We start from the raw sequence: 25,890 nt of genomic DNA, 5'->3' as shown, positions 1-25,890 counted from the left end.
GTTATTGCGCGTTGTTGGCGCTAGTAGACGATTGCACTTCAGAAGGCGTAACTTGCGCTCCTGGACGAATTTTTTGTAAACCTTCTACAATTAATTTATCGCCATCGCTTAAACCGTCACTTACAAGCCAATTAGAGCCAATGGTTCTATCTACTTTTAATACGCGACTTTCTACTTTATTGTCTTTGCCTACCACCATAGCTGTTGGCTCGCCTTTATTATTTCGGCTTACACCACGCTGAGGAACTAAAATAGCATTGGCTTTAACACCCTCAACCACAGAGGCACGTGCATACATACCCGGTAATAAAAGTTTTTCAGGGTTAGGGAATTTAGCACGCAACGTGACAGAGCCCGTGCTTGGGTCAACGGTAACCTCAGAGAACTGCAACGTTCCTTTGTGAGAGTATGCAGAGCCATCTTCCATAGTTAATTCAACGTCAGTTTGGCTTTGAGCATCAATCCCTAAATTACCCGAAGCGAGTGCTTTTTTAAGCTGAGTAAGCTCGTTGCTGGATTGGGTTAAATCAATATAAATTGGGTCTAATTGAGTCACTGTTGCAAGTGCAGTGCTTTGATTAGCACTTACTAATGCACCTACTGTTACGCTTGATTTACTAATTTGGCCACTAATAGGAGAAGATACATGGCTGTAATCAAGGTTGATTTGCGCTGACTTTAATTGTGCTTTAGCCGTTAACAATTCAGCGTTTGCTTGTTTAGACGCTGCATCAGCTTCGTCAAAGTCTTGCTGGCTTACGGCTTTAATTTTTAATAGTTCGCTGTAACGAGACGCTTTTGATTTAGAGCTCGCAATACTTGCCTCCGCACGAGCAACGGCGGCTTCACTTGCGGCTAGGTCTGCTTCAAAAGTAGCAGGGTCAATTTGATAAAGAGCTTGACCTTTTTTAACCTCCTTACCTTCTTCGAATAATCGAGATTGCACAATACCGCTTACTTGCGGACGAATTTCAGCAATTTGAAATGCGCTAATACGACCAGGAAGCTCTTTTTTGAGAGTAAGCGCTTGGCTTTTTAATGTAATTACACCCACTGGAACAGCTTGAGGCGCTGATGCTTGTGACTGATCAGCCGCTTTATCACAACCAGTTAAAGCAACAGAACCAACGAGGGCTGATAATACAAATAAAGCGATGCGGGAACGCTGCATGTTAAATACCTTTTAGTTTAGAGTGAACGATCATTCTAAATTAAAACTGGCTGATTATGAATCTAAATTATGAGGAATTTACACAAACTTACACTCTTAAGTGTAATATACGTAATAGGTTGTATTTGATGTTAACGCAATGAAAACTTAAAAACATGAGTATGAAAATTAAACGTTTTAATATGTTGGCAGGCCTTTATATTTTAGGGACACATTTTTATCACAACAATAAAAAAGCCAAGCTTTTTAAGCTTGGCCATATATAAGTTTAGTTATATATACAATTAAGATAGAGAAGTGTGTGTACTTGGCTCTGGTATAACCCTTGATACTAATAATTGCTCAACTCTAATTCCCTCTACATCAACAACTTCAAATTTAAATCCTGAAAAAGTTAAATGCTCAGCCCGCTTAGGAATACGCTTCATGTTATAAATTAAAAAGCCTGCCACTGTTTCATAATGCATTTGCTCAGGAAACTCTTCAATATCTAGTACCTTAGCTAAATCGGTAATAGGTGTTAAGCCATCTACCAGCCATGAATTTTTATCGCGCTGTATAATTAATTCATCACCTTGGTGAGTGATCAAATCGCCCATAAACCCTTTCATCAAGTCTTTTACAGTTACAATACCGACAGAAAGTGCATATTCATTTACTACAACAGCAAACGGCTTAGCTGCACTTTTAAAGGCATTTAAGGCTTCAGATAGGCTTAATGTTTCTGGTAAATAAAACACATCTGTTTCAATCAGCTCTTGTTTAATATTAGCAGGCTCACCTTTTAATACTTGTCGTAGTATATCTTTTGATTCTACCGAGCCACGTAATTTATCTAAATTACCCGACACCACTAAAAAATGATTATGTGGGTGATCAATAATTTTTGTCGCTATATCGTGGCTACTTTCATTTAAATCAAAATACACAATTTGGTCGCGAGGAGTCATTACACTTGATAAAAACCGAGCTTCTAAATCAAAAACGTTACCTATTAGCTCATACTCTTGTTGCTGTAAGCTGCCGTACTCTGCGCCTGCATCCATCATTGCGACTATATCTTCGGTTGTTACTATGTCCTCTCGTTCAGCGGGTACTTTAAATAAACGCAGTACAAAGTTGGTTACACCATTAAAAAACATCACCAGCGGTGTAAGCGCAAACGTAACCCAGCGCATAATAGTTACCACTCTTACTGCAACAGCCTCAGGCATGATCATCGCTAAACGCTTTGGCATTAAATCGGCAAACAAAATAAAAAGTGAGGTGATAGTAAAAAATGAGAATAAAAAGCTAATTTTTTCTACGTGTGCGCCCTGATAAAAAATTACCAGTACACTTTTTACGTATGGAGATAGAGCTTGCTCACCGACGATACCACCTAAAATGGCAATCGCATTTAACGCGATTTGGATCATGGCAAAAAAGGCTCCAGGGTTTTCTTGCAGCTTAAGTACTGCCGCAGCCTTTACATTGCCTTCATCTGCCATTACACGCAGTTTTATTTTTCGCGACGCCGCAATTGCAATTTCTGACATAGCAAACAACGCACTGATCAAGATCAACAAGCTAATCCCGATTAAATCACCCATTTAACGCTCCAAAAAGTTACCGCTTTTTCAATAAAAAGCAGCTGATTATAGTCGGTTTTTTAATCGCAGCAATTTATATTTATAGGATTTCATAAAATACATTTAGGTAATTGAATTATATTGTTTTTTTTACTTTTTAGCTTCGTCAAACGCAGCCGAAAGTTTATCTTGTAGGCTTTGCTCCATATTTATATTACAGGCAAAGTAAAGTGGGGACTGATGAGTATTGAGGTTTAAAACAGGTTCGAGGAGTTTTAATTTAGGCTCTCGCTTTGCACGAAAGTTAAACTGCTTGTTACTCAAAATAACAAAATCGAGAATGTTGTGACGAGTACTTATTAATTTATCTATTTTGTCTAAACTGTCAATAATAAGTAAGTTTTTAGTTTCGCTAAAGCCTCGCTCTAGTAAGTAATGGTGGCTAAAGTTATCGCGTAGTACAGCTGTTTTATAATTTTTTGCATCGTTGAGCGTATTTAATCGAATGTTACGTGATTTAAGCGCGTATATAGCTGAGTCAAAGCTTTCTAGTTCAGCAACCCAGCTAAATTTATCTTCTCTGTTGGGTAGTTTCACTATTGAAAAAATACAGGTGTGCTTATCTCTAAGCACCGCGTTATAAGATACAGCCCAACTATTTGCAGACATACTGTATTTAATATCAGTGGTATCAAGTGCTTTTTTTACTTTATCTACAGAGCGCCCAGCAAGTTGGCCGTTTGAGTCAATGTACTGAAAATCAGGAAAAACTTCAGTCACAATAGTAACTTCAGCTGCATTAACACTTATGCATGCAAAACACAGTATAAGTAAATACAACTTCATTTAATTACGCCTCAAAACTATAAATGGGTATAAACCAACTATAGTTGAGGGTAACCGTACCGCTAGTTTTTAGTCTAATAAATCTAGCCCTATACGCTGATAGGACTAGATTTTTTAAGTTTTAACTTGCTACTTATTCATCGCACTAATTAAAAATGCTGAAATTTTAGCCCCTTCGCGTAAAGTTGTTTCTGAACTTGATTGACCTACTAAAGAGCTGTCGGTAAATGGGGCTATTTCCATCATATCAGCGCCAGTAATAGGAAATTCATCGGCAATGGCCGATAAAATATCAAGTGCGTGCTGTGGGGTTAAACCATTATCTTCTGGCGTGCCAGTGGCTGATGCAAATTCGGCATCTAGCGCATCTATATCAAAGCTTACGTAAACTTCATCTACATTATCTGCTTTTAGCTGTGCAATGGTTTCGGCAGCAACCGCTTTAGCACCACGTTCTATTATTTCAGCAGCCCAATGCTGTTTTACACCAAAGGTGCTTTCCCAATGCGCTTTTGGTTTACCGCTTGAACGAATACCAAATTGAATTAAATGATGAGGTGCCGGTAAAAATTCTAAAATATGTGTACACCACGAACCAAAGCATAAATCTATACCTAAACGCTCTACTAATAAGTCGGTGTGCGCATCAAAATGAATAATTGCAGTACGCTTACCTTGCTCGCGCTTTGCTTTTAAATAGGCTTTAGTTAGCGGGTAGCTAATTGAATGATCGCCACCAATACCAAATATACCTTTATCTTTAAACGTCGCATAAAAGCTATCACACACATCTTCAGTAATAGAAAGCGGGCTTACGTAATAGTCATTATTTTCATCGCCGTAAAGGGCTTTTTGACAATTAGAAATAGTTGCATTGTTTAAGTATTTATCATGCAATAAATGAGGGATTACACGTACATCACCTAAATCGAATGAGTGACACTGCGGTTGTTGATCTATAAGCGCAGAGCGTACAAATAACGGCCCCCAGTTTGCACCACGTAAAATACCACCACCACAATCTGAGCTAATGCCCAGCATAACCGCTTTGTGAGGCGAGTTTGGTAACTCATTTAAAGAGTCGCGCCAAAGTGGATCTACATTTTCGGTTTGCCCATAAAGCTTATTACGAAGTGCGGCTTTGCGCTCTTTAGCTGTATTTACAGTAAATACGCCATCACCAGGAGAGCACAAGCAGTGCTCAACTTTATTTTTAAATGCTTGAAATTGTGTGCTCATAATAAACCTCTATAAACTTTTACTGTGTGAAACTGAATTATTTTGATTAGTTATGCAAAAAGATAAAAAATACCTAAACTTTAATTTAATTTTAATAAACCATTTTTTGCGCTCTAAAAACGCAGCGGCAAGGGTCTAAATAAAGTTAAAATAAAACATTAAACATATGAATTTTAATAACTTTAACTCTGTTTTTAATCAGTAAACATTAGTGTGTTATTGCTCTTTCCCGATACATATAATGTCTGCATGGGCAAGTCAACAGCGCCTTTGCTTATACCGGTTAAGTGCTTGATTGAATATTCAAAGTAGATGAATAAATCGTTGTATCTTAATATTTTTAAAGGGGATTAATGCAAAACGGACAAACGTCCTGTACTTGGTAAACGTTTATGGCAATGATGCTAGATTGACAACAAATTTTTATAAAAGGTTTAGTTATGGAAAAGGTATTTCACTTAGGACTATGTATTGACGATCTTAAAGGTGCAAAACTTGCGATTGTACCGGGCGATCCTGATCGTGCAGCACGTATTTCACAATTCCTAGACAACCCAACCTGCCTAGCTCAAACTCGCGAATTTCATGTGTATTTAGGTCAGTTAAATGGCCACTCAGTAGTGGTATGTTCAACTGGTATTGGCGGTCCATCTACATCGATTGCTGTAGAAGAATTAGCGCAACTTGGCGTGCGTAAATTTTTACGTATTGGTACTACAGGCGCTATTCAGCCACACATTAATGAAGGCGAAATTTTAATTAGCCAAGCATCTGTACGTTTAGATGGTGCAAGCCAACATTTTGCACCGCTTAGCTACCCTGCGGTATCTGACTTTTACGCAACACAAGCTATGGTACAAGCGTGTAAAAACCTAGATATTGACTTTCATATTGGTATTACCGCTTCAAGCGATACGTTCTACCCAGGGCAAGAGCGTTACGATACACACTCTGGCTATGTACCAAAGTCATTACAAGGTAGCTGTGAAGAGTGGCAAAACCTAGGCGTGATGAACTACGAAATGGAGTCGGCTACATTATTTACAATGTGTGCAGCTCTTGGCTTACAAGCTGCGTGTGTTGCGGGTGTACTTGTTAACCGTACTCGTCAAGAAATTCCAAATGTAGATCACGGCGAAATTGAAAGAAAATCAGTAGCAGTCGTATTAGAAGCTGCAAAAGTACTATTAGGCTAATCCCTTCTTAGCACTTTAATTAAACGAATAAAGCACAGCAATTGCTGTGCTTTATTGTTTTTGGCAGGTTATTTTAACCAGAGTTCAGGTTATCTTAGCTCTGCGCTAATCACTTCTATTTCAGGTAGGTTGTCAAAGCTTGTAAGTACGGCACGTGCCACTCCACCTTGATTTTCATGACCTTGTGTTTCTAAAAGGGTGATTGATTTAACCGTATTACCATTAAAGCTAAGCCCCGCTAAAAACAGCTGACTAAGCGCACTTTGCAGTGGCGAAAGGCTTGGGCTATAGGCTGCATTTTCTGCGTAACTGCCGTAAAAATCACCATCATCAAAGGTACTAATTTTAACAGCACTAAAGTTTTGGCTATAGGGTACATATGCATTTAGCGCCATGACTGCTAATTTGCCATCAAGCGCAGTATTAGCAAACTCTTGCTGCTGAGGCTTTGGATTAAACAAACTAAACTCGTTGCCTAAATCGGTAGGCCCAAATGAATGTGGTAATAACTCAGCGAGTTTAAAATGTTGCTCTGGCAGTAAAATATCAAATTCTTTAGCGTCGGCCAGCTCGTTCATAAACTGCCTACAGTAACCACACGGTGCATCACTAATTGCTATTTTAACTATTTTTTTAGCGCCATTTAACCACGCATTATTAATAGCCGACTGCTCCGCATGCACCACTAGACTAAGTGCTTGATGGTCAAACTCTACATTAGCACCAAAATAAAAATTTACATTTCCTTGCTCATCAAGCGCTTTAACAATAGCTCCCACATGAAAATGAGAAACAGGAGCCACGGAAAATTCAGACGCTAAAGGCACTAAACCTTGTAATAACGCATCATCAGATACATTAAATTGCGCGCATAGTTGTTTAATATTTTTAGAATTTAAGATGCCGCGTTGGGCTTTTAATTGACTACGTAAAGCTTGAGTTTGCGCTACGCTTAAAGAGATATGTGAATTTGTAAGAGCTGTGTCTTGTTGCACAGTAAAAGTTGCTGAAGCCATAACATATTATAATTATTCAATGGCTAAGTAGTTTAAAAGGTTAAGGCCCAAATTGCTAGGCCATTAAACGCAAAAAAAGGGAGCACAGCGTGTTCCCTTTTAAAATACCGATTACATTAAATTAGTGATTTACTATCACCATAATAAAATCACGTATTAACCTGTATTGCGCATACCTGCCGCAATACCTGTCATGGTGATCATTAATGCATTATCAATGTCGCCTTCGCTGCCTTTTTCGCTTGAGCGTGCACGCCGTAGTAATTCAACTTGCAGTACATTAAGCGGATCGGTGTACGGATTACGAAGCCCAATAGACTCTTTGATCCATGGTTGGTCCGCTAATAAGCTTTTTTGCGGGCTGAGTGACTGAACAAGGCTAATCGCTTCTTCAAGCTCTTTACGCAGTGACACACCCAGTGGTTTGTACATATCCTCCACCAGCGCGTTATCGTAATGCTCACTTAACCAGCTGTCGGCTTTACTAAATACCATTTCTAGCATTTCTAGGCGCGCTCTGAAAAACGGCCATTGCAGGCTCATTTCATGAAGTGTTTCTAGGCCATACTTATCAAGCGCTGCTTTTAAGCCTGTTAAGGCCCCTAGCCATGCAGGTAGCATTAAACGGTTTTGACTCCATGCAAAAATCCACGGAATCGCACGTAAGCTTTCAACGCCACCATTTGGATTACGCTTAGCAGGGCGTGAGCCTAATGGTAATTTAGACAGCTCAAGCTCTGGAGTTGCCATTCTAAAGTAAGGTACAAAGTTTTCATCATGACGAACTACGTTACGGTAATGCTCACACGACTCCTCACTTATTAACTTCATTACTTCACGCCACTGCGGTTTTGGCTCCGGTGGTGGTAATAAGTTGCTTTGCAGTACTGCACCAGCGTATATATTTAAGCTTTGTAGTGCTACATCAGGTAAACCAAACTTAAAGCGGATCATTTCGCCTTGCTCAGTTACACGTAAACCGCCTTTTAAAGAACCCGGTGGTTGTGAATGGAGCGCTTGAGCAGCCGGTGCTCCGCCACGCCCAACTGTACCGCCACGGCCGTGGAATAAAACAAGCTCAATGCCACGCTCATCGGCAAGCTGTACTAATTTATCCATTGCCTCGTACTGCGCCCAACCTGCAGCCATCATGCCGGCATCTTTGGCAGAATCTGAATAACCAATCATTACATTTTGGGTATTTTTAATATGCCCGCGGTACCACACGTTATCAAGCAGTGTAGTAATTACATCGCTACCCGCATTTAAATCGTCAAGTGTTTCAAACAATGGTGCAACGGGTAAATCAAACTGACAGCCACTTTCTTTTAACAGTAGTTGTACCGCTAAAATATCAGAAGCAGTACGCGCCATTGAAATAATATATAAGCCAAATGTTTTTTCATCTTGCTTTGCAATAACATCGAAGGTGTCGAGCACTTCTTGTACGTCTGGGCTTGGTTGCCAATTTTTAGGGATTAGCGGGCGACGAGAATTAAGCTCGGTAAGCAAAAACGCTTGTTTGTCTTGCTCTTGCCATTGGTTGTAATCACCTAAGCCTAAATGACGTGTTAACTCAGAGAATACATCGCTATGACGGTCTGAATCTTGACGCACATCAAGTTTAGCCAAACGCAGGCCAAAGCTATTAATACGGTGCAGTAAATCAAGTAATAAGCCATCAGCAACTACTTTCATGTTGCATTTTAATAGCGAGCGATAACATACTTCTATTGGGTGTTTAATTTGATTAATATCAGTAATTAGGTCTTGTGAATCACTGCGCTTGTTTTTAATTTTAGCGCCTAAATGAGCCACGGTTTCAGCAACTTGCGTTTTAAGCTTTTTAATTACAGCACGGTACGGTTCAAACTCTTGTCCTGCAAGTTCAATAAGCTCATCGCTTGCATCAGACATAGACAGTTCAGCGCACAACGTCTTTAAGTCTTGAATATATAAATTAAGTGCCATCCAACGGCCATGGTCAAGCACTTGCGTGGTCACTTGCGCGGTCACAAACGGGTTACCATCGCGGTCTCCCCCCATCCAAGAGGTAAACTCTATAGGGCTGTAATCGATTGGTAATTCTAAACTTAAATGCTCTTTTACTTGATCTGAAAACTCACGTAAAAAACGCGGCACAGCATGCCACAAGCTATTTTCAATAACTGCATAGCCCCATTTAGCTTCATCAATAGGCGTAGGACGCGAACGACGAATGTCGTCTGTGTGCCACGCTTGGCTAATAAGCTGTGCAATACGGTTTAAAATAGCAGTGCGTTCTTGCTCTAAATTATCTTTGCGTTCAAGCGACGCTAAACATTCACTGAGTTCAACCTGTTTGTTGATCATTGTACGGCGCGTCACCTCGGTTGGGTGAGCAGTTAATACTAAGTTTATGTGGAGTTTTGAGAGTGTTTCGGCCAGATGATTACTGTCTAATTGGCCTTCTTTTGCTTTTGCAGTTAACGTTTTTAATGTTTGAGTGAGAGGGTTTAGTTGGCAAAAGCCAACATCATTAAAACGCGAAACAGTGTGGAACTGCTCTGCTACATTAGCTAAATTTAAAAAATGATTAAATGAACGGGCAACCGGTAAAAGCTCTTCGTCACTAAGCGCATGTAATACTTCGATTAATGCTTGACGGTCGTCTTCGTTACCACTGCGAGATGACTTTGATAAAGCTCGAATTTCTTCTACTTTATCTAAAATCGCTTGGCCTTGGGCATCTTTAATTGTTTGCCCTAATAACTGCCCTAGTAAATTTACATTACCTCGCAAGGCGGCATATTGTTCACTCATTTCTCAGTCTCCTTTGTTTCGTGGAGTGCTATTAATATCATTATGAAGCAATATTTAATAGATCCATTTGCAATGCTTTGTCGTAAAAAAGTATATGGAAAATAAACGCTAACCAATTTTATGATCATTTTTTATGATGGTAACTGCCCCCTTTGTAGCACAGAAATGGCGCAGCTAAAGCAATCAGACACTAAAAATAAAATTAAGCTTGAGGATCTTAACGCCGCCGATTTTAGTGAGCGCTATTCATATATTGATAAAGATAAAGCAATGACTTATTTACAAGCGCAAACACACACTGGTGAAATGATATACGGCTTAGATGTTACATACCAAGCATGGAGAATTGTAGGTAAGCATCGCTGGTTGAAAATTTTTCGCTTGCCAATAATTAGTTTCTTCGCTGACTGCGGATACTTGTTTTTTGCAAAGTATAGGCATTCAATTAGCCGCTTTTTAATGCCAAATACCAAATGTTCAAACGGCCAATGTAGTATTAAAACTAGAGGTGTTAAATGAAAACGATTGTTTTATTTGGCGCAAGCAGTACAATAGCAAATGCATATATAGAGCATCTACAAATAAACACGCCTACTCACCAAGTCGTTTGTATTAGTTCAAAAAGTATTGAATCTGAGGGAAGCATTGTTCATTTTCAAACCGATTACACAACACAAAGCTTAGCGCGCGTAACTGCTTACTTAAAAGAGCAAAATGCTAATATACAACAAGTTGTCATATTTAACGGCACACTGCACAACAAAACCCACATGCCTGAAAAAAAGCTTGAAGATATAGACGCTGAGTATTTCAACCAACTTCTAAACTCAAACACGCTAACCCCCCTGCTTTGCCTGCAAAGTATTTTGCCACTTTTAACACATAAAACGCAGTGCACTATTACAGCACTCAGTGCGCGGGTTGGCAGTATTAACGATAATAAATTAGGCGGTTGGTATACTTATCGAGCATCTAAAGCGGCCTTAAACATGCTATTTAAAACCGCAGCGGTAGAACTGGCACGTCGCGCTAAAAATACCAAGCTGGTGTTATTTCACCCAGGCACGACCGATACAGCGCTTTCAAAACCATTTCAAAAAAACGTACCTGCAGGAAAACTTTTTACAGCTGAATTTGTAGCAAAACAACTTTTTACACTCACATTTAATAACCCTCATTTAGAACTTAATGGTGAACCGGCCTATTTAGATTGGCAAGGCGAGACCATACCGTGGTAAGGACCTTTAATGCATCTTAGTAAAGAGCGCATAAACGCACTTGAAAAACACACTCGTACTCATTTAATTAATTCGCTTTCGGGCTTTAAAAGCGCCAACTTAATTGGCACGCAAGACAAACAAGGCAACACTAATCTTGCCATTGTTAGCTCCGTTATACATTTAGGTGCTCACCCGCCACTGGTTGGCATGATCATGCGCCCCAATAGCGTGCCTCGCCATACGTTCGAAAACATAATAGAAACGGGTAGTTACACCATTAACCAAGTTAATAAAGCAATTTATAAGCAAGCTCATCAAACCTCAGCCCGCTACGATAAAGGCGAGTCAGAATTTAACGCGACAGGTTTAACACCAGAATACCTAAATGAATTTACAGCCCCTTTTGTGCAAGAGTCGCGATTAAAATACTCTGTAAAATATGTTGAGCACCAACACTTAGCCATTAATGGCACCGAGTTGGTTATAGGTGAAATTACCGATGTATATTTAGACGAAGTTGCCCTGCAAAGCGATGGCTTTTTAGACTTGCAAGCAATAGAAACAGTATCTGTAACTGGGCTAGATAGCTACCACACTAGTAATAAATTAACACGCCTTGCTTACGCAAAAAAATAGCAAAATGGGCATTTACGCCCATTACCACACAACATAGCTTTTTACTTATGCCAGCCTCATTAAAGTAATTATAAATGCGGCTGGTCGCAGATAATTGAATTTAAAAATTACATTATTCACAATGTTAAAAAATTCTAAGGAGAAGCCTATGAGCACAATCGGTGTGGGTATCAATACCCCTGAGCAAGCGCTGGCCAGTTTAAGTAACATGACCCATTCGGTACAGCCTATTCAAGCTGATGAACATATTGAGCGAATAGCAAAAGCGCAAGCTTATATGGCGGCCAATAACATAGATGCCATTTATTTAAACGCTGGTACAAACCTCACCTACTTTACAGGTATGAAATGGTATGCAAGCGAGCGCATGGTTGGCGCAATACTACCTGCTATTGGTGAAGTACAATACATAGCGCCTTATTTTGAAATTGGCACCCTAAATGGCTTTAAAGTGGTTGAAGGCCCAATTCATGGTTGGCAAGAGCACGAAAACCCTTATTCGCTATTTGTTAACGTATTAAAGCAACTAAACATTAATGACAATACCACAGTAGGCATTGATGAAAGTGCGCAGTTTTTTATATTCGATGGTATTAACAAAGCGCAAAAAGGCTTAAATATAATCAATGCACAAAGCGTTACTGCACATTGTAGAATGCATAAATCGGTAAACGAATTATCGCTTATGCAATGCGCAATGGATATGACCCTTGCAGTACACCAAGCAACCGCCAGTATGCTTTATGAAGGTATTACCACCACAGAAGTAGAGGCCTTTATTAAAAAAGCGCATCAAAAGGTAGGTGCACCTGGTAACTATTTTTGCATTGTATTGTTTGGTGTGGCAACGTCATTTCCCCATGGTGTTAAAGATGCGCAAGTACTTAAAAAAGGCGATATGGTATTAATAGATACCGGCTGTAAAGTACACGATTACCTATCGGATATTACCCGTACTTATGTATTTGGAGAGCCCACTATGCGCCAACGCATGTTTTGGGATCATGAAAAAGCAGCGCAAATAGCCGCATTTAACGCCGCTAATATTGGTGCTACCTGCGAAGATGTTGACGCAGGTGCTCGTCACTATTTAGCGGCTCAAGGATTGGGGCCACAGTATCAAACACCCGGCTGCCCGCATCGTACTGGCCATGGTATTGGCTTAGATATTCACGAATGGCCCTACCTAGTAGGTGGAAACAAAACCCTACTCGCACCTGGCATGTGTTTTAGTAATGAGCCAATGCTAGTTATACCCGATGAGTTTGGCGTACGTTTAGAGGATCACTTTTATATGACCGACAACGGCCCACATTGGTTTACACAACCAAGTTATAGTATTGACGACCCGTTTGGGCTTAACGCTTAAACCCTTTATAAAGAGCAGCCATTAGCTGCTCTTTTTAGTTTGAGGATTGATAATGCATACTTCATCCCAATATCGTTTGTTATACCAAAGCAATCCGCAAAAGGATGAATATGAAAAACTTTAAAATTGATATAGTTTCAGACGTAATGTGCCCATGGTGTGTGGTAGGTTATAAAAACCTAGAGACAGCGCTTGGCCAACTTAAAGACGAAATGAGTGCAGATATTACGTGGCATCCTTTTGAGCTAAACCCTGATATGCCACTTGAAGGTCAAGATTTAAACGAACATTTAATGCAAAAGTACAACCTAAGCGAAGAACAAGGCGACGAAAATCGTAAAAACATGTTCGAAGCAGGCCTGCGTGCTGGGTTTACCTTTAATTTTGATGGTGAGCGCATCATGATCAACAGCTTTGATTTACACCGCCTACTTACTTGGGCGCGTGAAGAAGATAAGCAAACCGAATTAAAGCTTGCCATGTTTGAAGCACACTTCACCGATTTAAAATACTTAAATCAAGAAGAGGCACTGCTTGATGTAGTAGAAAGTGTTGGCCTTGATAAAGAACAAGCGCGTAGTATTTTACACTCAGATAAATACGTTCAAACAGTACGCCAAGAGCAAGACCGCTTTAAACAACTCGGTATTACCTCGGTACCTACATTTATTATCAACGATAAATATGCAATTAGTGGCGGACAACCAAGCGATTCGTTTATTCAAGCACTAAAACAAATTAGTGAAGAAGAAGAAGCGAAACAAGACGCTTAGTTATTAGCTTTATAAATAAAATTGGCTAAGTATTTCAACAATAAAACGCCCGCTAATTAATAGTGGGCGTTTTTTACAATCCTCTATAGCTAACAACATTTAAACTTAGTTTTTAATTATAGAGATGAGCAGTCCAATACTTCCTCCTGATATAACGAACTTCAACATATCTCTATTTCTTCGTTTAAATATTTTGGCATGTAACTTGTACCTATTTATCGAGTAATGCTTTAAAGAAGACATCGGCAATATTATGCCGTCTATAAACAACATCAAAACTACCCTGCTTACTATAAGAGGCATAGTTACCTGTTTAATCATATGGGAATGTATAATGTTAAATATTGACACTAAACTTAGCGTCTCTTCGCTAAATAAACTACAAATCCGTGATTTAAATGAAACTGAAATTTCTAGTTTTGCAGACATTCTAAAGCAAGCAAAGGAAGACTCTAATACCCCAAAGGCATTTTTAAAGTCACTCACTACTGATGAACTACAACTCGTAAAAAAAGCCAATAGCCTCGCCTCTACTATTAGTGTTGATTCATTAAGTGCCGAAGGTGCTCAAAATCTATTAAGCCAACCTGATGGCTCAGATTTGGTAGATTTAAATAATGATGGCATCGTTGAAATAGGTGAGTCTAGAAGTATACATTTCCCTCCTGTTAATGCGCCTTTGCATGTGAAAACAGCATGGAATAAAGCAACAGAGGGTTTGGATTGGGCCGAAAAAGCAAGAATTGAACTAACACTGCATTCTATGGCGTATGGATTCAATATTAACGGCTCAGGTACAAAAGAAGCACTTGCACCGGAGGAGCAATGGAACAAAACTAATATTGATGCGCTCTCTGAGTATGCTTATTCGAATTTGGAATTTAGAGTAAACTTAGAAGGTTGGAGCGATTACAATAAACAGCTCAACGATGTTTACGATAAATTTTTTACGTCTGTTTTACAGGGGGTGGCTTCATCACCAGAACGTTCATTTGTTGAATGAACAAGCAGCTCAAGTAAACTAATAAAACTTTCATAGAGATCTAATTATTATAGATAAATAAAAGTCTAAGCAAACGTATACCTATGAAGGCTGGGAATTGTAGCCTGTTAATTATTTCTCTTTCCATTAAACTTTATCATCTGCGCTGCTATAAAAGCGCTGGCACTATACATGCACTGTCTATTATGTGTTCTTAATAAGTGTGCTGCGCGCTATTTCACTTCAAATGTCACGTAAATATTACAAAGTGCCATTAACTTCTTTCATACCGCTATTCACCATTACTTAAGAGCTAACCAGTAACTAAATACGCATAAGGAGCAAGCATGGCTAAGTCAGCAACATTATATAGAATGGCAACCGATGAACATATATGTCCATTTGGACTCAAATCAAAAGATTTACTTAAGCGAAAGGGCTATAAGGTAGATGATAAGCCGCTGACTTCGCGCGAAGAAACCGATGCATTTCAACAAAAGCACAATGTTGATACCACACCACAAACATTTATCGATAACGAACGCATTGGCGGGTATGACGACCTGCGCACTTACTTTAATAAATCGGAGCCTGGCCAACAAGGTACTACTTATACTCCCGTAACGGCCATTTTTGCTGTTACCTTATTGTTTGCCTTTGCATTTAGCTACTCGACTGGCTTTGCACTTTTTTCTATGCATACAGTTATGCTGTTTGTCGCGTTAACAATGGGCGTACTGGCTATTCAAAAATTACGCGACTTATACAGCTTTAGTAATTCTTTTATAACCTATGATTTATTTGCGATGAAAGTAGTGAGATATGCTTATGTGTATCCATTTTTAGAAGCATTTGTAAGTATTGGCATGATCGCAGGGCTTCCAGCTTATATTGTTGCACCAATTTCTTTATTTATTGGGGGTGTTGGCGCCGTGTCGGTGATTAAGGCTGTTTACATAGACAAACGAGAGCTTAAATGTGCCTGTGTTGGCGGAGATAGTAATGTACCGCTGGGGTTTGTCTCTCTGACCGAAAACCTGTTTATGATTGCTGCGGGTATCTGGATGTTTATTAAATAAAAAACTGAATACTAAAAAGGCTGCAGTGTGCAGCCTTTTTAGTATTTTTCAGCGAGCTTATTAAGTACGATAAAGCACTTTAATTACATGCCAGCCAAATTTAGTTTTAACTAAATGCGGCTCTAAAATAGCGCCATTAAAGGCTATTTTGTCAAACTGTGGAACCATTTGCCCGCGTCTAAATTCGCCTAGGTCACCGCCTTTTTTACCTGATGGGCACGACGAGTATTTTTTAGCTAAGGTTTGAAACTTGGCACCTTTACCTAATTGCTTAATAATGTCTTCTGCTATTTCTTTGTGTTTAACCAATATGTGGAGTGCGTGCGCTGTACTTGCCATTTCAAAGCCCTGATAATTTAAAACGCGGCGATTTTAGCACAGCCACCTAAACCTAGCATCTACTTATAGCTAAGTTAACTTAGCCAATTATAAATAATGTTTTGCGTCCTCTGGGTTGGGTATTCTGCAATACTGATATTTGCCAAATAAGGTATACCGGTTTAAAGCAATTTTATCGTATAGCCAATTATTAAAGGTGTTGGGTAAAACACTAAATACAGTGGCTAGTTTATAGGGGTAACCTAGCTGCTTAACTACTTCAAAAAAAGCATGGCTTTGCGTGTACGCTTTGCCGTTTTGTAGGTAAACCATTGAGGCGTATTGTGTGGTTGAAAACCCAAAGTGAGTTAATAGCAGTGCCCCTTTTGGGGATTGCACGCTGCACAGTTTAAAAATGGCATTGGTATCGTTACTAATTATAAAATTACACCACGCACTACATAATTTGCATTGTGCATCGAATAATATAATTTTTTGATTACGCATTAATGTAGCCGCATCATCACTCATTTTATACCCCTTAAGCGGTTACTGCTGAACCGGCTTTTTTTGTAACTTACGCTGCAATGTGCGCCTATGCATATTGAGTTGCCGCGCAGTGGCCGACACATTACCGTTATTACTATGTAGCACTTGCTGAATATGCTCCCACTCTAAACGCTCTGGTGACATAACTGGTGTGGCAACATCACTAACATTTTGTGTATTTAAATCTGCGTTTAGGGCCTTTAAAAGCGTGGCCATATCAACGGGTTTAGTAAGGTAGTCGTTAGCGCCTAAACGCATGGCCTCTACAGCGGTGGCTATGCTTGCAAACCCTGTTAATAATACAATATACGCCTGCGGTAATAAGCTGCGAAGTGGCTTAATTAAGGCAAGACCATTGTCGTCACCTAGTTTCATATCGAGCAAAATAAAATCTGGTAAGTGTTTATGTGCACTGAGTAATGCATCACTTTGGTTATGCGCAACTTCACAACTAAAGCCTTGTTTTGTTAAACGCCGAGCTAGTGTACTGGCGAGGTTTATATCGTCTTCAATTATAAGTAATTTCATGTAAGTGGTTGCTCATTATTTGCTATGGCTAATTTTACTTTAGCCACTGCCCCGCCACCAGCATGATTATACAAAGTTAGCGAGCCGTTTAGTCGCTCAAACGTTACATTAGAAAGCAATACTGCAAGCCCCATACCTTGGCTGCTAGGCATAAGTTGCCCGCCAAGCTCTGCTAATTGTGATTGGCTAAAACCGCTACCAAAATCACGAATTAGCAAATATACACATTCACTGTGTTGATTATTTTGCTGCCAGCTTAGCTCTAACTGGGTTTTGTTAGTTTTTTGATTTGCAATACATGCATTTTGTAGCAAATTGAGAATAGCAGGCAATAGCATTGCATCACTTTTTAAGGTGGCTGCTATTGGCTCACTTAACCAATTAATGTGCTGATCAGGGTATTGCAGTAATAATGTATCGGTGATCTGCTTTTGTAGCTGGTTTACTGTAATGTGCTCGGTGGTATTTTTATTACGAAGCTGAGCAGAGAGCTTTCTAAAGTCGTTTAATTGCGTAGCACATTGATTTAGTGGCGTTCGCATTTGCACAACGACAGGGTTATTTGGTTGCTCTTCTAAAAGCTCTTCAAATAATAATTGTAAGTTAGCGATAGGTGTAGCGAGTTGATGTGTTATTTGCGCCGCTGCGCCATCTAGGCTTACCAGTTGCTCGTTGCGTAATTGTTTTTCGCGAGCTTTGGCTATTGTACGTTCGCGTTCTTTTAATGCTCTACTCATAGCGCCAATAACGAGGGCGATTACGCTTGCGCTTAAAACAAAATTTACCCACATGCCTATAAAGTGCCCGCTCATATTCATTTGATGCATACTATGATCGGGCATTCTAATTAATAAAAAGCTATAGGCGGCAATAGCAAGAACCGCTATATAAGCGAGTCCTTTTTCACGCAGCGTTACAGCTGCAATCATTATAGGTAATAGCAGTAACGACACAAACGCATTGGTTGCGCCACCACTTAGTGAAAGCAAAATAGTTAAAAATAATACGTCAGCAGTGAGCTGCATTAACATGCCAACTGGGCGAGCTTGGCTCACATTTCGATAGGCAAATACGCTCACTAATTGAAATATAGCCTCTATCGCTATTACCACTAATAAAGGCAATAACGCTATTTGGTGCTCTAATAAAAAATACACGCTCAGTACAGCAATTAACTGCACAACAATAGCGCCACTGCGAAGCATTAAAAGGCGACTGATAGTAGGATCGGTTTGCATAAACAAGGTGCGGTTTACCTATAAAATTTAAAACGTTAATAAAAGCAGTTAATCATCATCCATTGATATGGTAAATAGCGCACACGGCGTTCCTTGATGAAATACCATTTTCCATTGTTCGTTGCTTTTTCGCCAAAGCGACATACGTAGAGAATAATTAAATTCACTCCTGGCTGAGCGCCTATAAGCAGCTTGATAACTAATTTGTGCTACATCATCGCTAAGCATTCGCCCTTTAAAGTGCTGATTATAAAACTGTGGCACAACTTCAGTAGGTAAGCGGGTAATTACATGGTGTTTATCGAACACAGTGCCATTAGCTGCAATTTCAATAAATTCATCATCGAGCAAGGCATTTAATGCATCCCTTGATTGTCGTACATCTGGGTCTAATAATTGCCGCTCAGAATCTATTAAATGATTAAATAACGACGCTTTAATTTTGCTACTCATGCACTTCCCTTTTATCAGTACAAACTTAAATTAATAATACCTTTATTTGCTTTAAATTCGAACGGTTATATTGATAAATGCCCCGCTTATGAATCAAAAATTGCACTAAATTAAAACTTTAAGGGACAAAATAGGGTAATAACTTCTCTTAAAGAGCAATTTTTGGTATAACTCCCCAACTAGAAATACATGTCAGACCACCTTTTAAGAGAACACACTATGTCTTACGCACATATCACTGGTTGGGGTAAATGCATTCCACCAGCAAGCATTAGCAACGATGAAATTAGCGAAATAGTTGATACCAATGATGAGTGGATCACCACACGTACAGGTATAAAGTCTCGAAGAGTTAGTCATGTAAGTACCGCTGAACTTGCAACCGTTGCTGCAAAGCACGCCATAGATTGTGCAGGTATTGACGCAAAAGATATCGATTTAGTTATTTTAGCAACGTGCACCCCCTCTACCGTAGTGGCAAATACAGCCTCTTTGGTGCAAAAAAATATTGGGGCTACAGGTGCTGCAGCTATGGACACAAATGCTGCGTGTTCTGGTTTTTTATATGCCCTTCAGGCTGCTACCGCACAAATTCAGGCGGGTATGATTAAAAAAGCCGTGGTTATTGCTGCTGAGCGCATGACTTGGTATGTAAACTGGGCACGCCGTGACAGCGCAGTATTATTTGGTGATGGTGCAGGTGCAGTAGTACTTGAAGCCGCAGACACACCTGCTGGCCTACTTGGTACTAAAACCGGTTGCGACAGCGAAGACAGAGATATTTTACATATCACCAACTTTGGTAGTGATTTAAATAAATATGAGCCAATTGGTCCATCTGACTTACTGTTTGAAGGCCGTGAAATTTTCAAACGTGCTGTTAAAGGCATGAGCGAAGCGTGTGATGATGTATTAACGCAAGCCAATTTGAGCCTTGATGACATAAACGTATTAGTGCCACACCAAGCTAATTTACGTATTATTCAGGCAATTCAGCATCGTTTAAAAGTACCTGATGAAAAAGTAATGGTAAATATTGCTGACTACGGTAATACGTCGGCCGCAACCATTGCTATTGCGTTGTGTGAAGCTGTTGAAAAAGGGCTAATTAAACCACACTCAAATATTATGTCGGCAGCGTTTGGCGCCGGTTTAACGTGGGCAGCAAGCTACATAAAATGGGGCGAGCGTGTAACACCTATTAAAGTAAGTGATGCAACCTTACCACCTTGTGAGCTAACAGGCCTTGAGCTTGTAGCCCCAGCAGTTAAAGCATGTAAAGAAGCTGAGCCAAGCTAAAAGCACATGTAATAAGCCATACATAAAACGCACTTTTTAAGTGCGTTTTTGCTTTAAGGAATTAAATTTGAAACTTTTAGGTATTCATCACGCTGCTATTATTTGCAGTGACTACGCACGGTCTAAACACTTTTATAGCCATGTACTTAAACTTAAAATTATTCACGAGCACTTTAGAGCTGAGCGTAACTCTTATAAATTAGATTTAGCCATGGCTGATGGTAGTCAAATAGAGTTATTTTCGTTTGATGGAGCGCCTACAAGACCAAGCTATCCAGAAGCACAAGGCTTAAGACATTTAGCATTTAAAGTTAAAAACGTAGTCCAAGCAAAGCAGTATTTAGAGTCACAAAATATAACTGTGGAAGAGATAAGAATGGATGAAATAACCGGCAAAAAATTCACCTTCTTTGCCGATCCAGACAATTTACCACTTGAGCTGTATGAGGTTTAACGCTCATAAGCTCAAGTTATTCACTTACTATTGAATCAAAAACTTACTTATTAAAGCGGCTTTGTAAGTAATTAAATACCGCACGAATACCTAACGCTTCGCCGCCGGTTGGGCGCCCAGGTAATGCACGTAAATTCCACGCCATTACATCAAAATGTACCCATGGTGTGGTTGGCTCTACAAACTCTTTTAAATAAAGCGCCGCGGTAATTGCACCACCAAATGGTGTGCTGGCACAGTTTGCCATATCGGCTACATCGCTCTTTAAAAAGCTTTTATACTGATCAAACAAAGGCAATTGCCACACCGGATCGCTTACACCCATTCCTGCATCAATAATACCATTTGCTACATCGCGCTCTGTTGAGAAAAAGCCCGGTAGTTCAGTACCTAGAGCAACACGGCAAGCACCTGTAAGGGTCGCAAAATCTATAATTAGCTCAGGGTTATCGTTTTGTGCTTCGCTAAGCGCATCGCACAATACTAAACGCCCTTCTGCGTCGGTATTATCTATTTCAACCATAATGCCTTTACGCGTTTTAATTACATCACCTGGGCGAAATGCATTTCGCGATACCGCATTTTCAACCGCAGGCACTAAAACACGCAATCTAATTGGTAAGTTAGCGGCCATAATTAATTGTGCTAATGCTATAACATGTGCTGCTCCGCCCATGTCTTTTTTCATGTTACGCATGCCCGAGCTTGGTTTTAAATCAAGCCCGCCTGAATCAAAACATACCCCTTTACCTACCAAGGTAATAAGCGGTGCATCTTTTGCGCCCCATTTTAAATCAAGTAAACGCGGTTTGTTTTCGCTCGCGCGACCTACCATATGTATTGTTGGGTAATTTTGCTCTAGTAGCTCATCGCCAATCCACTGGGTAAACTCGCCATTATAATTATTGGCTAAGTCTTCCATAACTTGCGATAAATGCTGCGGCATCATATCTACTGCCGGTGTGTTAACTAAATCACGTGCTAAATAAATAGCATCGGCTTGTTGCTTAATACGCTGATATAGCGCGTCATCGGCAATGGCTAATTGTGCTTTAGCAGTTGGCTTTTCTTTATATTCACTAAACTCATAGCCGCCTAACACAAAACCAAGCGCCACTTGCTCTATAAAGGCATCATCGCCCTGAATTTGATACGTGCCCAGCGGTAATTTATTTGCAAGCTCGCCTGCTGCCCAAAAGTCTTCTTTGCTTTGTAATAAACAATATACGTGGCTTAACTCACCCGTTTGCGCATCTGGCACTAACGCTAAGCCTTGTTTTTCAAAGCCGCTATTGGTTAACCATGTTTGAATAAAAGCAGGTTGTTGAGATTGCCAGTCAGTTAACTCGTTTTTAAGAATAAAAGATAAAGGAATACCAGAAGAAGTATGACGAAGTAATGCACTCATTAAAAAGCTCATATATTATAAAAATGGTACTTAAGAGCATATCAATAAGCACAGTTAAAAGGTATAGCTAATTTAGAGGGATTTCTGTCACTTTTTTATCGAGTTGTTAGACTGTTGCTCTTGATTTTCTTGAGCTATTTTTTGATCTAGCTCTTTTATAGGTTTGTTGATATTAAACGAACTAGGTAATACATCAACGCCTACTAAGCTGCCAAGCTTTACAACTAAAGGAATGGTGATAGGCGCAAAGGGTAACAACGCAAAAACACCTAACCCTAGCCCTTTTAAAATATCAACAAATTGCTCATTAGCGCGCTTTAGCTCTTCTTTATTGGTTTGGCCTTGCGTGTAGCGTCTATATATAGTGAGCATTTCTTTGGTTTCTTGTTTTTCTTGTTCGAGCGCAATTTTAAGCGCCACCATAGCACGACGAAAGCGAAGCTGTTGGCGCTTTTTACTAATCTTAACTACCCGCCAAGGCGCACGGTGAATAACTTTATATAATCGCATAACGGTTATTTTCACACAGGCACACTCGTTCACAAAGAATAATTTACTTACACCATGCATTACCTTATTCTTTGCACCAACTTGGTACTAAATATGTACAATTATGCATCATAATAAAAATCAATCACTGCAAAAACCTGAAAAACCAAAACCCGATGAATGTTGTGGAGGAGGAAGTTGCTGCCCTTGCGTATGGGATGCATATAGACAGCAGTTAGCTCTTTATAACCAAGCTCTAAAAAAATTAGAAAACAAATAAAAACCGGCAAAAGAAACAAAATTGCAACATTAAACGTTTTACAACTGCATTATTTTACTAAAACCCACCCCCACAAAGCACCAATATAGTTCATTTCACCTTAAAAACGCACCATTGCTGCACTTTTAGTTTTGTTTGAACTTTTTGTTATTGAATGGTTAATTAATATTGCCCTCTCTGTTTTTTATGTATAGGCTGTAACTAGGACATAAAATTGAGGTTAACTTAATTGTTCAGGAAGTACTCTTAATACATTTTTATACAATTGTTAACTCCTCTCTTTTCTAGTCCAAAATCTAAAAATAGTAGTGCAAAACAAGCATTACAAAACAAAAATTATTCTAACTGGGGAAATTTAGAATGAAATTAAAAAACAATGCGCTAAATCAAGCAATTAAATTTGCATTAGCAACAACCACTGCAGGGTTGTTTATTTCAGGCTCAGCTATAGCAGCAGACGAGCAAAGCGAAACTAAAGTAAATAAAAATGTTGAGAAGATTGCTGTAGTAGGTACGCGCTCTGCTCCTCGTTCAATTGGTGATTCACCTGTTCCTATTGATATTATTGGCGGTGAAGAATTAGAAAAATCGGGTAACACCGATATGCTTGAGCTTTTAAAAGGCGCAGTTCCTTCTTTTAATGTTCATCAAAACCCAATCAGTGATGCTGCATCACTTGTACGCCCTGCAAACTTACGTGGTTTGCCTTCAGACAGCACATTAATTCTTTTAAATGGTAAACGCCGCCACCGCGCGTCTGTAATTGCATTTTTAGGCGGCGGTATAAATGATGGTGCACAAGGCGCTGACATTTCAGTTATTCCAAGCATTGCACTTAAACAAGTAGAAGTACTGCGTGATGGTGCTGCGGCGCAATACGGCTCTGATGCTATTGCCGGTGTAATGAACTTCCAACTTAAAGATGCCTCTGAAGGTGGTAAGTTCGAAGTACGCCATGGTCAATACTATGAAGGTGATGGCGACACAACACAGATTTCAGGTAACGTAGGCTTACCGTTTACCGACAACGGTTTTGCTAACTTAAGTTTTCAATATAAAACAGCAGATGCGACAAGTCGCTCAGAGCAACGCCCTGATGCAGCCGCACTTTCTGCTGCAGGTGTTCCAGAAGTTTCTTCGCTTGCGCAAGTTTGGGGTGCTCCAGAGGTTGATGATGATATCTCAATTTTTGGTAACTTTGGTTTAGAACTAACAAACGACTCAGAATTTTATATGTTTGGTAACTACTCTGAGCGTGACGTACGTGGTGGTTTTTACTACCGTAACCCGCATACTCGCCCAGGTGTTTACTCAAACGATGGCGGTGAAACACTGCTAGTTGCCGATTTAACAGAAGACATGAGCGGTAACTGTCCAACTATCGCAATCGACGATAACGTGCTTGATAATCCAGATTACATTAGCGGTGTTGCTAATAACCCTGATTGTTTTGCATTTAATGAAACGATCCCTGGTGGTTTTACGCCTAACTTTGGTGGCAACATCACAGATACCTCTTTAACTATTGGTACAAAGGGTATGTTTACGGGTGGCTTCTTTAAAGGCGCGTTTTACGATTTAAGCGGTACAGTTGGTTTAAACGAATCTCGCTACTTTATTTACGATACGGTTAATGCCTCATTAGGTGCAGATAGCCCGCGTGATTTTAGCCCAGGTAAATACGAGCAACTAGAGAAAAACTTTAACTTTGACCTTTCTAAAGGCTTTGATTTTGACCTAGCGTACGATGTAAATATTGCCGGTGGTTTAGAATGGCATGAAGAAACATTCACTGTTATATCAGGTGATGAAGCATCGTTTACTGCAGGCCCTTTAACTGAGCAAGGTTTTGGTATTGGCTCCAATGGTTTCCCTGGTTTCAAACCTTCTGACGCTGGCGAATATACACGCCGTAACTACGCAGCTTATGTAGATATTGAAGCACCATTTACCGAAGACTTCTTAATGGGCCTTGCGGTACGGTTTGAAGATTACGACAGCTTTGGTACAACAACAAACTACAAAGTAATGGCGCAGTACCACGTAACTGAAGATCTAAATGTACGTGGCTCAGTAAGCACAGGTTTCCGTGCTCCTACTGTTGGCCAAGCTAATGTGAGTAACGTACAAACAAACTTAAGTGATGGCGTATTACAAGATTCAGCACTATTACCACCAACAAACCCAATTGCAGTGCAATTAGGTGGTACAGAGCTTGAGCCAGAAGAGTCGCAAAGTTACACATTAGGTGCGGTTTACACTATTGGCGATTTATTCTTAACACTTGATTACTACAACATTGAAGTTGATGACCGTATCAGCCAATCTGAAAAAATTGTACTTAGCCAAGATGATAAAGACACGTTAGAAGCAGCAGGCGTACCAAATGCGCAAAGCTACGCACAAGTAAGCTTTTTCACAAATGACTTTGATACAACAACACAAGGTATTGATTTAGTAGCAAACTACACAGCTGACATGCTAGGTGGTAGCTCTACATTTAGCCTTGCTTACAACTGGAATGAAACTGAAGTAACGAAGTTCAGCGACATTACCGGTGAATTTAAAGTTAAACGTTTAGAAGAAGATTTACCTAACCACCGTGCAACGCTTACTTGGGCACAACAGTGGGAATCAATCTCGTTATTTACACGTGCTAACTACTACGGCGAGTACCAAGGTGTTCACGTAGATTACGATGCAACAGCAAAAACAGCTGACGCAGCAGTAACCATTGACGCTGAAATTACATACTTCTTAAATGAGTCTGTTAGTTTCTCGGTTGGTGCTCAAAACTTGTTTGACCAAGATGCTGAAAAACTTGATTTTGAAGACCGTACGGGTATCCCTAACAATAACTGGGGTGGTCAGTACTACGAAACATCTCCTTATGGAATTAACGGCGGCTTTTACTACGCAAAAGCTACGTATACTTTCTAAACTATTTTCATGATAGACCAAGGCGAAATGTTAA

25 protein-coding genes are annotated in these 25,890 nt (G+C 39.8%); 12 read left to right on the top strand and 13 right to left on the bottom strand.

Going from position 1 to position 25,890, the window contains the following annotated elements; translation table 11 throughout:
* Position 1 precedes the first annotated feature (1 nt).
* The 4 genes from ALFOR1_RS18650 to ALFOR1_RS18635 form a co-directional block, all read right to left on the bottom strand.
* Positions 2-1,171, bottom strand: coding sequence for an efflux RND transporter periplasmic adaptor subunit (locus tag ALFOR1_RS18650; protein WP_058549857.1), 1,170 nt, complete (start codon positions 1,169-1,171; stop codon positions 2-4).
* 284 nt (positions 1,172-1,455) lie between these two features.
* Positions 1,456-2,763 (bottom strand): hemolysin family protein, encoded by a 1,308-nt coding sequence (locus tag ALFOR1_RS18645; RefSeq protein ID WP_104644011.1) that lies wholly within the window; start codon positions 2,761-2,763, stop codon positions 1,456-1,458.
* Between the two features lie 129 nt (positions 2,764-2,892).
* The gene (locus tag ALFOR1_RS18640) at positions 2,893-3,588 is read right to left on the bottom strand and encodes a substrate-binding periplasmic protein (protein ID WP_104644010.1); all 696 of its coding nucleotides are present in this window, start codon (positions 3,586-3,588) and stop codon (positions 2,893-2,895) included.
* 129 nt (positions 3,589-3,717) lie between these two features.
* A complete protein-coding gene (locus ALFOR1_RS18635) occupies positions 3,718-4,827 on the bottom strand; it encodes an arginase family protein (protein WP_104644009.1) in 1,110 nt (369 codons plus the stop codon).
* Positions 4,828-5,267: 440 nt separating this feature from the next.
* Here ALFOR1_RS18635 and udp point away from each other — a divergent pair, with 440 nt between their 5' ends.
* Positions 5,268-6,023: a uridine phosphorylase gene (udp, locus tag ALFOR1_RS18630; RefSeq protein WP_058549861.1), complete on the top strand. Its 756-nt coding sequence runs from the start codon at positions 5,268-5,270 to the stop codon at positions 6,021-6,023.
* 89 nt (positions 6,024-6,112) lie between these two features.
* Here udp and cdd read toward each other — a convergent pair whose 3' ends face one another.
* Positions 6,113-7,039 carry a cytidine deaminase gene (cdd, locus tag ALFOR1_RS18625; RefSeq protein ID WP_104644008.1) on the bottom strand — a complete coding sequence of 309 codons (927 nt, stop codon included), beginning with the start codon at positions 7,037-7,039 and terminating at the stop codon, positions 6,113-6,115.
* A gap of 156 nt (positions 7,040-7,195) precedes the next feature.
* Positions 7,196-9,841, bottom strand: coding sequence for a phosphoenolpyruvate carboxylase (gene ppc / locus ALFOR1_RS18620; RefSeq protein WP_058549863.1), 2,646 nt, complete (start codon positions 9,839-9,841; stop codon positions 7,196-7,198).
* Positions 9,842-9,961: 120 nt separating this feature from the next.
* On the opposite strand from ppc, the gene ALFOR1_RS18615 reads away from it, so the two are divergent.
* From ALFOR1_RS18615 to ALFOR1_RS18585, 7 genes are all read left to right on the top strand, one after another.
* On the top strand, positions 9,962-10,360 hold the full coding sequence (locus tag ALFOR1_RS18615; RefSeq protein ID WP_058549864.1) for a thiol-disulfide oxidoreductase DCC family protein: 399 nt from the start codon (positions 9,962-9,964) through the stop codon (positions 10,358-10,360).
* Positions 10,357-11,079, top strand: coding sequence for an SDR family NAD(P)-dependent oxidoreductase (locus ALFOR1_RS18610; protein WP_104644007.1), 723 nt, complete (start codon positions 10,357-10,359; stop codon positions 11,077-11,079). The genes ALFOR1_RS18615 and ALFOR1_RS18610 overlap by 4 nt, the downstream gene beginning before the upstream one ends.
* A 9-nt stretch (positions 11,080-11,088) precedes the next feature.
* On the top strand, positions 11,089-11,697 hold the full coding sequence (locus ALFOR1_RS18605) for a flavin reductase family protein (RefSeq protein ID WP_104644006.1): 609 nt from the start codon (positions 11,089-11,091) through the stop codon (positions 11,695-11,697).
* A 148-nt stretch (positions 11,698-11,845) separates the two neighbouring features.
* Positions 11,846-13,066, top strand: a complete 1,221-nt coding sequence (locus tag ALFOR1_RS18600; protein WP_104644005.1) for a M24 family metallopeptidase — start codon at positions 11,846-11,848, stop codon at positions 13,064-13,066.
* A 110-nt stretch (positions 13,067-13,176) separates the two neighbouring features.
* Positions 13,177-13,839, top strand: a complete 663-nt coding sequence (locus ALFOR1_RS18595) for a DsbA family oxidoreductase (protein ID WP_104644004.1) — start codon at positions 13,177-13,179, stop codon at positions 13,837-13,839.
* Positions 13,840-14,173: 334 nt separating this feature from the next.
* On the top strand, positions 14,174-14,842 hold the full coding sequence (locus tag ALFOR1_RS18590; protein ID WP_104644003.1) for a hypothetical protein: 669 nt from the start codon (positions 14,174-14,176) through the stop codon (positions 14,840-14,842).
* 326 nt (positions 14,843-15,168) lie between these two features.
* Positions 15,169-15,900: a MauE/DoxX family redox-associated membrane protein gene (locus ALFOR1_RS18585; RefSeq protein WP_104644002.1), complete on the top strand. Its 732-nt coding sequence runs from the start codon at positions 15,169-15,171 to the stop codon at positions 15,898-15,900.
* Between the two features lie 60 nt (positions 15,901-15,960).
* Here ALFOR1_RS18585 and ALFOR1_RS18580 read toward each other — a convergent pair whose 3' ends face one another.
* From ALFOR1_RS18580 to ALFOR1_RS18560, 5 genes are all read right to left on the bottom strand, one after another.
* Positions 15,961-16,239 carry a peptidylprolyl isomerase gene (locus ALFOR1_RS18580; protein WP_004588770.1) on the bottom strand — a complete coding sequence of 93 codons (279 nt, stop codon included), beginning with the start codon at positions 16,237-16,239 and terminating at the stop codon, positions 15,961-15,963.
* An 87-nt stretch (positions 16,240-16,326) separates the two neighbouring features.
* Positions 16,327-16,749, bottom strand: a complete 423-nt coding sequence (locus ALFOR1_RS18575) for a thiol-disulfide oxidoreductase DCC family protein (protein WP_104644001.1) — start codon at positions 16,747-16,749, stop codon at positions 16,327-16,329.
* Positions 16,750-16,767: 18 nt separating this feature from the next.
* Positions 16,768-17,295 (bottom strand): response regulator transcription factor, encoded by a 528-nt coding sequence (locus tag ALFOR1_RS18570; protein ID WP_029771697.1) that lies wholly within the window; start codon positions 17,293-17,295, stop codon positions 16,768-16,770.
* Positions 17,292-18,533 (bottom strand): ATP-binding protein, encoded by a 1,242-nt coding sequence (locus ALFOR1_RS18565; protein ID WP_173827081.1) that lies wholly within the window; start codon positions 18,531-18,533, stop codon positions 17,292-17,294. Before ALFOR1_RS18565 ends, ALFOR1_RS18570 begins: the two co-directional genes overlap by 4 nt.
* 48 nt (positions 18,534-18,581) lie before the next feature.
* Entirely contained in the window at positions 18,582-18,986 is a 405-nt protein-coding gene (locus ALFOR1_RS18560) for a nuclear transport factor 2 family protein (RefSeq protein ID WP_089349585.1), read from the bottom strand.
* 219 nt (positions 18,987-19,205) lie between these two features.
* On the opposite strand from ALFOR1_RS18560, the gene ALFOR1_RS18555 reads away from it, so the two are divergent.
* Positions 19,206-20,285, top strand: a complete 1,080-nt coding sequence (locus ALFOR1_RS18555; RefSeq protein ID WP_058549995.1) for a ketoacyl-ACP synthase III — start codon at positions 19,206-19,208, stop codon at positions 20,283-20,285.
* Positions 20,286-20,352: 67 nt separating this feature from the next.
* Complete coding sequence (gloA2, locus tag ALFOR1_RS18550; protein ID WP_058549879.1) at positions 20,353-20,739, top strand: SMU1112c/YaeR family gloxylase I-like metalloprotein; 387 nt, start codon at positions 20,353-20,355, stop codon at positions 20,737-20,739.
* A gap of 43 nt (positions 20,740-20,782) precedes the next feature.
* Here the strand turns inward: gloA2 and ALFOR1_RS18545 are convergent, their stop codons facing one another.
* Positions 20,783-22,147: a leucyl aminopeptidase family protein gene (locus ALFOR1_RS18545; protein WP_104643999.1), complete on the bottom strand. Its 1,365-nt coding sequence runs from the start codon at positions 22,145-22,147 to the stop codon at positions 20,783-20,785.
* An 87-nt stretch (positions 22,148-22,234) separates the two neighbouring features.
* Positions 22,235-22,657 (bottom strand): hypothetical protein, encoded by a 423-nt coding sequence (locus tag ALFOR1_RS18540; protein WP_058549996.1) that lies wholly within the window; start codon positions 22,655-22,657, stop codon positions 22,235-22,237.
* Positions 22,658-22,760: 103 nt separating this feature from the next.
* Between ALFOR1_RS18540 and ALFOR1_RS18535 the strand changes: the two genes are divergently transcribed.
* On the top strand, positions 22,761-22,916 hold the full coding sequence (locus tag ALFOR1_RS18535) for an oxidoreductase-like domain-containing protein (protein WP_082660669.1): 156 nt from the start codon (positions 22,761-22,763) through the stop codon (positions 22,914-22,916).
* Between the two features lie 360 nt (positions 22,917-23,276).
* Entirely contained in the window at positions 23,277-25,856 is a 2,580-nt protein-coding gene (locus tag ALFOR1_RS18530) for a TonB-dependent receptor plug domain-containing protein (RefSeq protein ID WP_104643998.1), read from the top strand.
* Positions 25,857-25,890: the final 34 nt, after the last annotated feature.

Source organism: Pseudoalteromonas carrageenovora IAM 12662 (genome assembly GCF_900239935.1).
GTDB classification, from domain to species: domain Bacteria; phylum Pseudomonadota; class Gammaproteobacteria; order Enterobacterales; family Alteromonadaceae; genus Pseudoalteromonas; species Pseudoalteromonas carrageenovora.
Note: the sequence above shows the minus strand (reverse complement) of the source record. Positions and strands in the feature narration are given on the sequence as shown.

Coding starts and splice junctions, on each gene's coding strand:
- ALFOR1_RS18650 (WP_058549857.1), bottom strand. CDS start 1,171: ATGCAGCGTTCCCGCATCGCTTTATTTGTATTATCAGCCCTCGTTGGT.
- ALFOR1_RS18645 (WP_104644011.1), bottom strand. CDS start 2,763: ATGGGTGATTTAATCGGGATTAGCTTGTTGATCTTGATCAGTGCGTTG.
- ALFOR1_RS18640 (WP_104644010.1), bottom strand. CDS start 3,588: ATGAAGTTGTATTTACTTATACTGTGTTTTGCATGCATAAGTGTTAAT.
- ALFOR1_RS18635 (WP_104644009.1), bottom strand. CDS start 4,827: ATGAGCACACAATTTCAAGCATTTAAAAATAAAGTTGAGCACTGCTTG.
- udp (WP_058549861.1), top strand. CDS start 5,268: ATGGAAAAGGTATTTCACTTAGGACTATGTATTGACGATCTTAAAGGT.
- cdd (WP_104644008.1), bottom strand. CDS start 7,039: ATGGCTTCAGCAACTTTTACTGTGCAACAAGACACAGCTCTTACAAAT.
- ppc (WP_058549863.1), bottom strand. CDS start 9,841: ATGAGTGAACAATATGCCGCCTTGCGAGGTAATGTAAATTTACTAGGG.
- ALFOR1_RS18615 (WP_058549864.1), top strand. CDS start 9,962: ATGATCATTTTTTATGATGGTAACTGCCCCCTTTGTAGCACAGAAATG.
- ALFOR1_RS18610 (WP_104644007.1), top strand. CDS start 10,357: ATGAAAACGATTGTTTTATTTGGCGCAAGCAGTACAATAGCAAATGCA.
- ALFOR1_RS18605 (WP_104644006.1), top strand. CDS start 11,089: ATGCATCTTAGTAAAGAGCGCATAAACGCACTTGAAAAACACACTCGT.
- ALFOR1_RS18600 (WP_104644005.1), top strand. CDS start 11,846: ATGAGCACAATCGGTGTGGGTATCAATACCCCTGAGCAAGCGCTGGCC.
- ALFOR1_RS18595 (WP_104644004.1), top strand. CDS start 13,177: ATGAAAAACTTTAAAATTGATATAGTTTCAGACGTAATGTGCCCATGG.
- ALFOR1_RS18590 (WP_104644003.1), top strand. CDS start 14,174: ATGTTAAATATTGACACTAAACTTAGCGTCTCTTCGCTAAATAAACTA.
- ALFOR1_RS18585 (WP_104644002.1), top strand. CDS start 15,169: ATGGCTAAGTCAGCAACATTATATAGAATGGCAACCGATGAACATATA.
- ALFOR1_RS18580 (WP_004588770.1), bottom strand. CDS start 16,239: ATGGCAAGTACAGCGCACGCACTCCACATATTGGTTAAACACAAAGAA.
- ALFOR1_RS18575 (WP_104644001.1), bottom strand. CDS start 16,749: ATGAGTGATGATGCGGCTACATTAATGCGTAATCAAAAAATTATATTA.
- ALFOR1_RS18570 (WP_029771697.1), bottom strand. CDS start 17,295: ATGAAATTACTTATAATTGAAGACGATATAAACCTCGCCAGTACACTA.
- ALFOR1_RS18565 (WP_173827081.1), bottom strand. CDS start 18,533: ATGCAAACCGATCCTACTATCAGTCGCCTTTTAATGCTTCGCAGTGGC.
- ALFOR1_RS18560 (WP_089349585.1), bottom strand. CDS start 18,986: ATGAGTAGCAAAATTAAAGCGTCGTTATTTAATCATTTAATAGATTCT.
- ALFOR1_RS18555 (WP_058549995.1), top strand. CDS start 19,206: ATGTCTTACGCACATATCACTGGTTGGGGTAAATGCATTCCACCAGCA.
- ALFOR1_RS18545 (WP_104643999.1), bottom strand. CDS start 22,147: ATGAGTGCATTACTTCGTCATACTTCTTCTGGTATTCCTTTATCTTTT.
- ALFOR1_RS18540 (WP_058549996.1), bottom strand. CDS start 22,657: ATGCGATTATATAAAGTTATTCACCGTGCGCCTTGGCGGGTAGTTAAG.
- ALFOR1_RS18535 (WP_082660669.1), top strand. CDS start 22,761: ATGCATCATAATAAAAATCAATCACTGCAAAAACCTGAAAAACCAAAA.
- ALFOR1_RS18530 (WP_104643998.1), top strand. CDS start 23,277: ATGAAATTAAAAAACAATGCGCTAAATCAAGCAATTAAATTTGCATTA.